General features: G+C 43.0%; 7 protein-coding genes and 1 riboswitch. Of the genes, 1 reads left to right on the top strand and 6 read right to left on the bottom strand.

Going from position 1 to position 12,543, the window contains the following annotated elements; translation table 11 throughout:
* Positions 1–81: 81 nt before the first annotated feature.
* The gene (locus H8698_RS10155; RefSeq protein ID WP_249313387.1) at positions 82–2,214 is read right to left on the bottom strand and encodes a discoidin domain-containing protein; all 2,133 of its coding nucleotides are present in this window, start codon (positions 2,212–2,214) and stop codon (positions 82–84) included.
* Positions 2,215–2,235: 21 nt separating this feature from the next.
* Positions 2,236–4,707, bottom strand: a complete 2,472-nt coding sequence (locus H8698_RS10150) for an RCC1 domain-containing protein (protein WP_249313386.1) — start codon at positions 4,705–4,707, stop codon at positions 2,236–2,238.
* A gap of 211 nt (positions 4,708–4,918) precedes the next feature.
* Here H8698_RS10150 and H8698_RS10145 point away from each other — a divergent pair, with 211 nt between their 5' ends.
* Entirely contained in the window at positions 4,919–5,725 is an 807-nt protein-coding gene (locus H8698_RS10145; protein WP_249313385.1) for an AraC family transcriptional regulator, read from the top strand.
* Positions 5,726–5,752: 27 nt separating this feature from the next.
* On the opposite strand, the gene H8698_RS10140 is transcribed toward H8698_RS10145, so the two are convergent.
* The 4 genes from H8698_RS10140 to H8698_RS10125 all read right to left on the bottom strand — a co-directional run bounded on the left by H8698_RS10140 (position 5,753) and on the right by H8698_RS10125 (position 12,511).
* The gene (locus H8698_RS10140; protein WP_249313384.1) at positions 5,753–6,313 is read right to left on the bottom strand and encodes an energy-coupled thiamine transporter ThiT; all 561 of its coding nucleotides are present in this window, start codon (positions 6,311–6,313) and stop codon (positions 5,753–5,755) included.
* A 48-nt stretch (positions 6,314–6,361) separates the two neighbouring features.
* Positions 6,362–6,468: riboswitch (TPP riboswitch) on the bottom strand.
* 29 nt (positions 6,469–6,497) lie between these two features.
* Complete coding sequence (locus H8698_RS10135; RefSeq protein WP_249313383.1) at positions 6,498–8,273, bottom strand: DUF6056 family protein; 1,776 nt, start codon at positions 8,271–8,273, stop codon at positions 6,498–6,500.
* Positions 8,274–8,303: 30 nt separating this feature from the next.
* Entirely contained in the window at positions 8,304–9,590 is a 1,287-nt protein-coding gene (locus tag H8698_RS10130; protein ID WP_249313382.1) for a bifunctional folylpolyglutamate synthase/dihydrofolate synthase, read from the bottom strand.
* Between the two features lie 119 nt (positions 9,591–9,709).
* Entirely contained in the window at positions 9,710–12,511 is a 2,802-nt protein-coding gene (locus tag H8698_RS10125; protein WP_249313381.1) for an S-layer homology domain-containing protein, read from the bottom strand.
* Positions 12,512–12,543: the final 32 nt, after the last annotated feature.

Below are 12,543 nucleotides of genomic sequence, written 5' to 3'. Positions count from 1 at the left end.
CGACATCATTATACTGCTAAACCGCAACAAAAACAACAGGTATTTTTTCTACTTTAGGGGGTAAATTTGCCATCACATCATTTATTCAAAAACCCGAACCTCAGTTAAAAATGGGAAAGTATATGCTACATTTTCATTGTCCTGTTCGATAATCCGCACATAGCGAATGGGCGTTATGTTCTCCTCAGGAATCGTGATGTTCCATGTGCCTCCCGGTTCAATAACGCTTTGCCCGTAAGAACCCGTTGAAGCGATTTCCACCGGCGCGGTAAATGCCGCGTCTGCCGACCCCTGCACCTTAAAGTTAGAACGGTATGCAACATTTCCTTCATCTCCGCCATCCCGTAACTGACGCGCTACAATTTCAATTCTGGAAACATTATATGCTTCACCAAGGTCTAACATCCACCAATCCGGTTTTGTATCTGCCGGAAACATTGGCGTCCAGCCCCATAAATCCACCGTTCCGTCAACCGCTCGTTCCGGAATATAATGTGTCGATTCTTCAAAATAAGAGGACGCGGTAACTGTTTTATTGAGCGCAAGATTGCGCATTCCCGGCAGGCTTGAATTCATGTAAACTTCAACCCACTGCAGCTCAATGGTTTTACCGTTTAAAGCCTCAACGACAACTGCATTGTAGCCGCTTTTTAAAACCCCCTTCGGCACTTTATAACGAATTAAGTCAAACGGCTCATAGGACAGATTTTTCGGACGAGGCTCATTGATTGTAACAACATCTCCCACATATGAGCACTCTACGCCGTTTATTTTAACGCTTGCGTCTCCAGCGCTTGTTACGGCGCCCGCGCCTGTTCCGTTGTAATTTTGATTCACGCCGATAATTACATAATTATCGGTGTCATACGTTTCGTTGACGCTGCCTACATGAACGTTCAGATCTTGTGACTGCGGCGTTGCAGGTGTTAAAACGATTGGCAAAACAGAAGTTACGTTTTCGTTGTGCGCCACCCGGTCGCGGAACGTAATTGCATGCCTGCGCACAAGTCCCGCCATATTTTCAATTGAATTGACCTGCTGCAGCATAGGCTTCCAATCTCGGAACTGATTGTACATGTGCCCCTGCCCGGTGCCGATATATTCGTTCATATGATTGTACAGATAAATGCAGTCTGCTCCGCGGCTTAAGAAAGAGTGCGCCATGCCGCGAGTGGTTTCGATGCCGGTATACTGTCCGGGACCCTGGCCATAGTTCGAGCGGTAAATCGATTCGATTCCTGCGCTGATAATAATATTTTTATTGCCAGCCTGTGTTTTTAAAAGTTCTGTCCATTTTTCAATTTCCATGTCCGTATCAGAGGTTGCCCAGCGCGCAGTTACGCACACAAGATCTACCAGGCCAAGACGGCTCCATTCTTCCACATCAAGACCGTAGTCTACTGCAACATGAACTGCCGCCGGAACACGTACGCCCAAATAAATTTCGTGTCCGCGCACCATTTCGTACTGATCTAAAACCTTTCGAATGTCCTTCACCAGCTGCGTGTATACTTCTGTTAAAGCCGCCCGGTCGGCAGCATCAAAAAGCGTGTAGGATTCGCGCATAAAGTCGAGTTCCAGTCCGTCCATGTCATAGCGCTCTATATTTTCACGAATGGTAGCAAAGTACCAATTTCTGACCTCGGGATTTAAGTAGTTCAGACACCGTTGATCATCATAGAAAGGACTGTTCGCGCCGACAAGCATGGATTGGTGCTGCTTTGTAAAGGTGGCATGAAGCGGATTATCCATATCGCTCATGTCATGAACGTCGTTCATGCGAATGCTAACCCAAGGAGAAATTCCGCGTTCGCGCAATAGCTTTATGCGTTCTTCGGTAAACTCAATACCATTTAGCATTCCTGTGTAATGCTTTTGGCGAAGACCGTTTAAATCGGTTGTCCAGTAGTCACTGTCGTGAGCTACGCCCTCCCAATATGCCTCTGTGGTATAGCCGCTGTAATTTGCACGGCCGGACTGAGTGTTCAGCATAATGGTTCCCACATTGGTGTCGACAAACTGATCTGCCCAGGAAGCAAGCCCCGAAGAGGTGAAATTACCATTTCTGTATCCATATTCCATAGGGTCTTCGTTAAATATAATGCTTTTTTCAGGATTTGTACGAAATAAATTTTCAGTCGACGCGTGACAGATAGCCGGAGCAATAAAAAGCGTCAGACTGGCAAAAAGTGCTGTAGCAATGATTCTTTTCATGTTTAACACACCCTCCCTGTTCTATTGTTCTCTCAGCATCTGCACGGCAGTTGTAAACGGTGCATGGCTTAATTTGTCCCAAACAAATACCTTAATCATTACATGTTCCGTGTTATCCGGCAGAACAATTGGAACAGATATAGGTCCCGACTGGCTTTCTGCCGGTATGGCAATGTCGGCTGATACAGCGTCAGTCAAAATTGTTCCCTGCTCCGTTTCCGAATACACCGCTGCCAAAACCTTTGCATCAATGCCTGCCCCGCTGTTGTAATAATCAATTTTTAATTGATAATTGCCACCGGTCGGCGGTATTTGATCATATGTGTTTTGACCGTCTGAAAGGGTTGCCGACACGCAGCCAAGCGTCTGGGATTTTAGGTTTACCCGTGTGGGCAGATTGTATTTCTGCTCCCCTCCATCAGGGTTAATTTGTCCGAAATCATTATTTCCCCATGCCCAAAGGCTGCCGTCTGCCGCGGAGGCCGCAGAAAAATCATATCCAGCACAAATTGCGGTTAAGGGAGGAATGTTTAAAACCTTTGTAGGGGATACGCCATATGCCGCACCTCCTGTGCCTAACTGCCCGCTTGTATTGTTGCCCCAAACATAAAGGTCGCCGTCGCCGCTTAACGCGAGCGTGTGGGAATCTCCGGCAGAAATTTCATTAATATTCAGGTTATCAAAATAAGTTAACCTCACAGGCACACTCACAATGGAACCTAAATCGCCTGATCCCAATTGCGCCTGACCGTCATTGCCCCATCCCCAAACGCTGGTTTTACTTTCAGTTTCGGAATAGCAGAGCGCAATCGTATGTCCGTTTCCGGCTGCAACCGATAACACTTTCATTCCGGGAATACTGATAAGTGTTGGAACATCTTTGTTGTTTAAATTGGCGTCTGCCAACTGGCCAACATAATTCATGCCCCAGCCGAACAGGGTTCCGTCTTCACATACAGCAAAAGAGGTGTCGCCTCCTGCATAAATGCCAACAACTTTTTTATCGCTTAACGCGCTGATTAAAACAGGCGATGCCGCTTCTAAAACTGTATCAGCGTTGCCGGTTCCCAATTGCCCGAACCGGTTGTTTCCCCATGCATATACCTTACCGTTGTCAGTGAGCGCAAGGGCGTGCTCTTTGCCTGCCGCTACAGACTTCACACCGTTCAGAGTGGGAATAACAACAGGATTCGGCACGGTAAGGTCACTGCTTCCAATCCCCAACTGACCCGAACTGTTGCTGCCCCATGCATATACATTCCCGCTTAAATCGATAACATAGGAGCTGAACGCTCCAGCTGCCGCTTTGGCTGCCGGTTTTGTCATGCCGCTGTTTGTCTGCCCCATGCTGTTTCCGCCCCACGCCTTAACCACAGTATTTTTGTTTGCGCCGATAATATGCGTTCTCCCGGCCGACAGTTGCTGAAACACATTTTCGCGCAAAATCACTCCGCCGGTTGTAACGCTGATATTCAGTGTTTTATCATAGGTTTCCGTATCTGCAAACAACGGTTTTACTGAAAAATCGTATGTTGTGCTGCCTGTAAGGTTCGATACAGTATAAGATGTTTGGTTTGGATTCATTATGGTATCAATTAGTTCATCATTTTTATATATTTCATATCCGGTAACGCCGTTGGTATCCAACGGTTTCCAGTTTAAAGTAGCTGCGTTTGACAAAACCTCGGTAACTGTCAGTGCATTTTCTTCCGGCCACATAGTTTCCCCGGTTGTTACAGTAAAGTTTTTAATATACATTTCTAAATTCGGAACATCCGCCCCCAAATTTGAGGTAACAAGTACGGTTTGAAAGTAGGTTCCTCCTCCATTGTCAATAAATCCTTGGGGGATTATCTTGTCAGATTCTAAATACGGCATAACCTTATCTGCAATTTTAACAGAATACTTGTTATTGTCATAATCAACTGTGTATTCAAAATGATACCAGTCAAAAGCAGTTCCTATAAGAGTTTTCGGATAGAACATGTCATTATTGTTATTGGTAAACAATAAATGTCCGCCGTCTCCGCCGTTCACATAATGAAGAGAATAAAAAAGCTGGTTGCGCGGCAGCCTGTCTCCCATATTCGCCAAATCAGGAGCTAAACGGAATATAAAATCCGAAGCAAACACAGAGTGCGTGCAGTGAGGGGAATATTTTACATCAAAGGAGTAAACAACTTTTCCTGACGTAGGAATCGTATCATCTGTCATTTTTTTATATAAATCCAAATTTGCTCCGGCAGCACTCTTGCTTATTTTTATCGCACCATCTTCATAGGTTACCTGCGGCGTATCAACGCTTCCGATTCCGGAATAGGAAAGATTCCAGTTGCCATCGTTGGTTCCCACATTAAGCGGTGTTCCGTCTGCTTTTTCAGAAAAATCATCTTTTACCAAATCCTTCATTCCTGCCGCATATGCCGGAAGCACCATCAAACCGATAAGCAAGAACGTAAAAATCATAATTCTAAAAACCCTTTTGCCAACCATTTTTCATCACTCTTTTCTATTAAAAATATAGTACAGCGGTGCTGTCCAAACGTAAATCTACCCTCCCTTTTTTAATCGTAAAATGAAAAATCTTGACTTCATCATATCACTTGTACTATAATGAGAACAACGGGCGTTTTTTTCTATTAAAGGGGGCGTTTTTGCTATGCAATATACTACGGAAAAATTAATCTCAGGAGAAACAAAAATAATGATTCACAGTGTAACAGGGAATGTTACAAACATGCATTCCCATGACTTCATAGAGTTTGCATATGTCAAGGGCGGCTCGGCAATTCATCACATTGCCGGAAAAGAAATTCCTATTAAAAAAGGAGATTATTTCATTATCGATTGCCATGCTGAACACGGCTATTCTCCGGATAAGAAAAAAGAAACATTAGAACTGGTTCATTGCTTGTTTTTTCCTGAAATTTTAGACGGCGCGCTCTCAAACTGTAAAAGTTTCAACGAACTTTTAAACTGCTATCTCATTCGATTCAATCGCTACCAGTTAAGAGAAATTCCCACGGAATATGTTTTTCACGACAGCGACGGAAAAATTTTGTCCCTGCTGTACCGCATAGACCAGGAATCGGAAGAGAAACAAGCAGGTCACGTGGAGCTTGCGCGCTGCTACTTAATTGAGCTTTTGGTGCTTACGCTGCGCAAAATTTACACGCCCGCCAAGGTAATTCATAACGAAGTGGTGGCAAAAATAGTTGATTTTGCCGATAAAAATTTTTCTTCTAACATCTCACTGGACAAAATTTGTAGTGAAATTAATTACTCCCTTTCCTATATCAGCCGGAAATTTAAAGAGGAAACCGGAACGAACTTTAATAAATATGTGCAGCGCAAACGAATTGAACAGGCCTGCCACCTTCTGGTGACAACCTTAAAACCAGTTACGGAAATTGCCCAGGAAACGGGCTATTGCGACTATAAATTTTTTTTAAAGGTGTTTAAAGAAAACATAAAGGTGTCACCCAGAGAATTTCGAAAAATTCACAGGTAACACCTTTATAAACTGCTGTTTTTCTTCTTACTGTTTTTCTTCAATCAGTTTTCTAACCTGCGGAATACGGAACAGGAGAACCGCACCGATTATGGTGATAATCAATTCCGGCAGCATGTAGCTTCCGTTGTAGCAAAAGGAATAGAAAAAAACGTTCCAGCCCTCCGGGCAGAACACCGAGAACACAATGGAACCGGAAATAAAGTGCGATATAAAACGGATAACCAATGCCAGCGTAATTCCAGCACACATGCCAATGGTACCTTTTTTACGAAACAGGCCGGCTAGTCCCAGAGCGCCGAACGCAATGATATAGTCAAACATCAAACAGCCTGCCCAGGTACCCGCCGTCATGCCATATCCCATGAGCTTGCCCGCATCTAAAGCAATTTGAACAAACGCATAAAGCGTGGAACAAAACAGCCCCCACTTGGTGCCGTAACAAATGGCAATAACAGCCACCGGCAGCATGCTTAAAAGCGTGATCGACCCGCCTAAGGGAAGCTCATAAACCTTCACTAAGCTTAGCACCGCGCTTAGCGCAATCATCACTGCACTTAACGTCAATTTTTTCGTTTCAATTTTCATTTGCGTCATTCCTTTTCTAAAAAATAAGGTGCACCCAATTTGGGCACACCAAAAAGACGCTATCCTTCCTTCGTTGGCATTATCCAAATCAGGTATAAGGGTCGAAGATAACATCTTCCTCTCAGCCTATAACATAAGCTCCCCTGCTTCATTATTTTTATCATACCATATTTTCCGTTCTTTGTCAACGCATTTCGACAAAAATACGGTTTTCTCCGGCCTTTCGGCATTTAATTCCGAAAACGTCGGAAAACAGGCCGGCGTCCCAGTAAATTTTGCCAAACCGGCGCAAGGTGCGGTTATCTAACGCAATGGCCTTTCCGTCAGATAAAAATAAGGTGTCCCGGCGGCATACCGCCTCTTGTTCGCCAAGCTGAATAGCAAGCAAACTTCCGTTCCAGTTTAGGTGGCCTCCAGCCGCGGTAACAACAGGTTCTAATGGCAAATACCACGAACCTCCGTTTTTCTCTGCCGGGTGCGTCAGCCTCATTCCATCATAAAAAATCTCGGGACTGCTCTTGCTCAAATAATACAAAACCGGTCTTTCAGGAAGATTATAATATTCATAAAAATAATTCAGAAAAAAACCGTCCTCATAAAACATATTATAGGCATAGGGATATGTAATGTCGGTGCTTATTTCCGCAAACCCGTTTTTTTCATAGTCCATCACGCTTTTTTCGTTTTCTATTATCACTTCCCTGTTACTCCTGTAACCATCTATGGTCTGAGTCATACAGAAAACGCCAAGAACAAAAATAAGCATGCCCAATCCAAAAATCGGCATACCACCCTTTTTGAACATACCTGTGAGCCGCACAAATAAGGATGCAATACACACGGTTAACAGCATAATGGACGGCAGCATTGTCCTAAGATACGTAGAGGGCGCTTCGATTAAAACTACTTGTGCCGCCAAAGCCGCAAGCAAAAAGCATCCGGTTCCCCTGTAGATGTTAGAGCCTAAAAAAGCAATTGCAGCAACCGCGGCAAAAAGCAGACAAATGCAAAAAAGCACGGCGGATGCATATGGAAAAGAAACCCAGCCAAAATTAAAAACTGCCAGCAAGCAGGAAACTGCGAATCCGCCTGACAATCCTTTTGGAAGCAATCTTTCCTTTAAGGATAATACAGCAAGTAATACAAATAAAATAATAAAATATGGCGCAATGCCGTTCTTCCCCATCAAGCTGTCTGCCAAGGCAAAAAAAGACTGCACCAGCCGTCCGGACTCAAAACTGCCTTCATAGGAAGCGCGGTAAAATGTTCCCGGCGCCAATAAAACAGTTGCATAACCTGCCAGAATGCAGAAAAACAAAGGCCAGCCACAAATTCCCCTCCTGCATTCTTTCCGTTTTTTCACCATCTCCGATATTGCAAGGGAAGCGCTCAATACACATGCCGCAGCCCCGCCCTGTTCAGTGGTGGCTCCGCATAGAAAACACAGCAAAAGGGTAAACCACCTTATTTTTCCGGCAGCAATCGTTCTATTGTGCAGATAAAACGCCAAGGCGGCAAGGCATACCGGAAGCAGATAGTTCATGGAGCCTGTTATCCAAAAAAGTGTCTCCCGCGCAACCCGCATCGGAAGCAGCATTGTAATTGCCAGCCCTGCTAATATAAAATATATTTTTCGCGTGCGTTCTGCGTCCGCCAGCACGGTCTTTGCAGAACAATAAAAAAATGAAAACAGCATGAACGGGTTTAACACAGCAAATAGCTTTGTACCGAACATTAAAACGATCTCATCTATAAAATGCACCAGTGCTCGCCCGTTCATTGTTCTATAATGCTCCGCGGTACGCTGCCAAAATTCGGCCAATCCGCCGCGGAAAAAGATTGCGTAGTAAAAATCATCCGCATAAAAATAGGTTAATCCCGAAACAACCCCAAACAAAAGCAGTGCCGCTAAAATGAGAACACTGCCGGCGCCTCCTGCGGCGCGAGACCATTTGCCCATCTTAGTCCTCCAGAAATAAATGCCATAATTCTAATGAAAAATCTTTTGAACAGCCTCTTTTATATTTTTCATCATATACAAAGAACCCAAAGCGACAATTGCACGCATCCCATCAGCCAATCGCTTTGCCTGCATAACAGCATCTATATTATCAGGCTCTGCAAATACATTTGGAAAATACTTTTTTGCTGCCGACGCCAAATTTTCGGCAGTTTCTGCCCTAAGGCTGTCAACCTCCGTAACGATAATCGTGTCTGAAATGTCAGAAAGCAGTTCTAAGCATTTGGAATATTCTTTATCCTTCAGCATGCCAAAAATACAAACCACCTTATTTCCATGAAGCATTTTCTTCGCTGCGTCAACAAAGGCACGCATGCCGTCTACGTTATGGGAGCCATCAGCAATCACGACAGGACTGCGGCTTAAAACTTCAAACCTGGCCGGCCATTTTGCCATTTTTAAGCCGTTTTGCACATCTTCCTCCGAAATTATATAGCCCCGATTTTTCAATGCTCTAACAGCATTTATGGCTGTAATTGCATTGTAAATTTGATAGTCCCCAATCAGACTTGTTTCAAAAGGAACCCCATTGTAACAAAACGTATTCCCTTCGAGGCCTGTTCGTTCAATTTTAAGGGAACCGGTATCCGCCACCGTCAGTTTACAGCCCATTGCTTCTGATGTTTTTTGAATAACAGCAAGTGCCTCTTTTGGCTGAAACGGATAACACACTACCGGGCAGCCGCGTTTTATAATGCCGCACTTATTTTCAGCAATTTCAGCAAGCGTATTTCCTAAATACTCCATATGGTCGTAACTGATAGACATAATCACAGTAACCAAAGGGGACGAAATCACATTTGTGGAATCCAGCGTTCCGCCTAGTCCCACCTCAATTACCGCCACGTCACATTTTTCCTCAGCAAAATAAAGGAACGCCGCGGCCGTAATCAATTCAAATTCTGTGGGGTGTTCAAAGCCTTCCATAAGCATTTGTTCTGTTGCAGCAACTACCTGTTCCATAACGCCAACGAGGCTTTCGTCAGATATAGAAACATTGTTAATTTGAATCCGCTCATTAAAATTATATATAAAAGGTGACGTATAAAGACCAGTTTTATAGCCCGCTCTTGCCAAAATATTTTCAATAAAAATTGAAGCCGAGCCTTTGCCGTTTGTTCCGGCAATATGGACAAACCTGCATTTTTCTTCCGGGTGCCCCAAAAGCTCGCACAGCTTTTTAATTCTTATCAAGTCCAGCCTTGATCCAAACTTTTTTGCTTTATTAATAAAGGCAGTAACGTCACGATATTCCATATCTTCCTCCAGTTTGTTTTGTTATATTTTAGTATAATACGCCATTTGTGTATTTGTCAATAAGTTTAAAGAAAAAAAGAAAGACCCGGAAGCTACCGGGTCTTTCAAAAAAGAACGCTTTATTTAAAAACTATCATTGCGACAACATCGCCTTTTTTGGTATAAACCATAACTTTGCTTGGATCTTCTGCTCTCTGATTATAACCAATAATATTGCTAAAGTTGCCTTCCTCAATCATGTTATCCTTGCCTGCTCTGCTTGTATCAATTACATATACATTCACATTTTCTGTGTAGGTATATGTATAAACATCTTCATCAGTGGGATAATCAAAGGAAGGTGCCATAACAACCGTGTTCTCTTTTGCATTATGAACTAGACCAGTAACAACACGGAGCGGCGCATCTAATTCGTCTTTTCCGTTTGAAGTTCCATCAAATGTAACTAAGTTTTTCTGTTTTCCAGAAACTACATCTTCAGCTACAGCAAGTACTTCAATCGCGTCAACCAGCTTATCGCCATCTGCTGCAACTCTGATAACATCGCCTGCAGAAACGGTGCGAACTGCATCTGTATTATCACGGCCATCGTCATAAACCTCTAATTCTTCTCCAGTTGCACTAAGAAGCTTTAAGCATCTTCTAATTTGATCCTTATAATTAACATCTGAAGCCCTTGTGACAATCATTGGAATGTTGGTTTCAGACAATACCTCTGTGGTGACGTCAGCACCGCCGGTTGCTGTGCCATAAACATAAATTGCCGCTGGCTTATTCGTTGATGGTACATTTGCAAGCTGCACATAATAACTTTCGTCCTTTTTAAAGTACGAATAGCTCTTTGTCATGTATGTACCGTTTATACGATCAGACGGAACAAGGATAACCTGCGAACCACTGATTGTATATTTGTCTAAAGTAGATCCAGTAGCCTTACACAATAACGGTTCAGATGTGTAATTAACTAAATTTAATGATACATTAATTTCACCTGTGCTGTTACTGGTTAAAATGCTGTCAATTACATTGCCCGTTGTTGTATAACGAATTGGCTGAGCAAATTCTGCGTTTTCCGGTTCTTTTCCATCAATGGCAGCATTAATTCCACTTTTTGCAGCAGTACTACGCAGTAAATCCATAATTGCATCTGAATTCTTTGATACAGAATATACTTTTCCGTCAATTTTCACAGAATCTTTTAACGCATACTGATTTCCTGTCAACGTAGAATTTGAACTGCTCATCTTATAAATCATTACTTCAACTTTTGGATCTGTCATCGTTCCAGCTTCAGCTGCAGCCAAATATCCATATGCAAATGATTTTTCAGAAGATACTGTGTATCTCGCTACCCTGCCAAATGCATCTAAATAGAACTGAACATACATACCCGCGTTAATTTGTTCGCTTCTGTTACAGCTTTCTGTAAACCTGTAATATGTATTCGGAGTTTTGTCAATCTTAATTCTGTCATCAGAAAGAATATCTGTAACCGTTCCGGCTTGTGTTTTGGTAGAAATCTGAACGTCAACCAGTTTGCCGTCGCTGCTTTCTGATACAGAGAGAACACAGGTCGTAGGAATTCCGGAGAAATCAGAAGGCGAGCCGTTTTTCGTAAAGGTAATTTTTTTACTTTTATCCGTTTCATCTAAAATGAAAGATTTAGAAGAATCATAGTAATCATATACCTTATAGTTCTTTGAATCTTTCGGAGAATTTACAAAAATTGTTTCATAGGTCCGAATAAATGCAACATCAGCAATATCATTGTTCATTGAGCAAACAAGAGTGATATAGCCGGATTGACTTGCGAATTCATCAATAATGTCACCAAAATCTTCATTTACAGACTGGCCGTTATGAATAATCGCAATATCAGAGTCAATGCTGATGTTCTCTGTGTCATCTTTGTCCTCCGTCCAGTATTCTAACTTCGAGCCATTAAATTCTTCAATATCATCCATATTGATGGTCAATTCATAATTTTTCTTGTTCTGGAACGCAATATTATAAGCTTCGTAGTAGTCTGCGCCGCTTTCAATATCATAGTAAACCGTTACGCTTCTTCCGAGATAATCGTTTAAGTCATTGATGTCTAAGTTTTCAATACCGTAAAATTCTCTTTTACCGCTACTTAGCTCAAGCTCAATTTGCTTTTTGTTACATTCGCTTTCCTCATCGTAATAAAGAGAAGTGCCATAGACCGCAACAATCCTGCCCTCAGCGGAAGAACGTGTAGAGGACGTCTGATCCCTCATGGAACCGCTGGTTTCACCAGTTATCGGATCAACCATTTCCGCATTTCGCATGTTGTAAATAAGCTGCGCAACACGGCCACGGGTTAGGGGTTCGCCCATTTTTGCACCACTGATTTTGTCCAGCAGTTTTGCTTTAACCGCAAGATTTAAATAGCCGCTTGGATAAGCACCTGCTGTGCCGCCTGCACGTTCTGCACGGTCTTCCGTATAACCCAGCGCACAAACTGCCATTTTAACGGCCTGTTCATACAGAACGCTGTTTTCGGGCTTGAATGTGCCGTCGTCATAACCGTTAATGATTCCTGAATTCTTTGCTGTTGTAATAAAATCAATTGCCCAGTGGGCATCCGTGCCGGTGGAAACAACGTCCGGAAACTTTGCCCTGTCAGCTTCAGAATACTTAATATTGCCGGAATTTTCCGCCAAACAAATCAGCTTTGTAAACTGAGCCCTTGTAACCGGATCCTCCGGTTTAAATGTACCGTCTTCAAAGCCATTTATAATACCTTCAGCTGTTAAGTCTGTTATTGCCGAATAGTAAGTGTAGTCAGACGGTACGTCACTGAAACTTAGATCAGCCGCCGATGTTACGGTGGGAAGTGCCATGGAAAGCAACATTCCTAAAGCAAGCATAAGCGACACTATCTTGTTTGTCCTTCGCATACTAAATACCTCCATTAATTTTATATTTGATG

Source organism: Congzhengia minquanensis (assembly GCF_014384785.1).
In the GTDB taxonomy this organism is placed as follows: domain Bacteria; phylum Bacillota; class Clostridia; order UBA1381; family UBA9506; genus Congzhengia; species Congzhengia minquanensis.
Note: the sequence above shows the minus strand (reverse complement) of the source record. Positions and strands in the feature narration are given on the sequence as shown.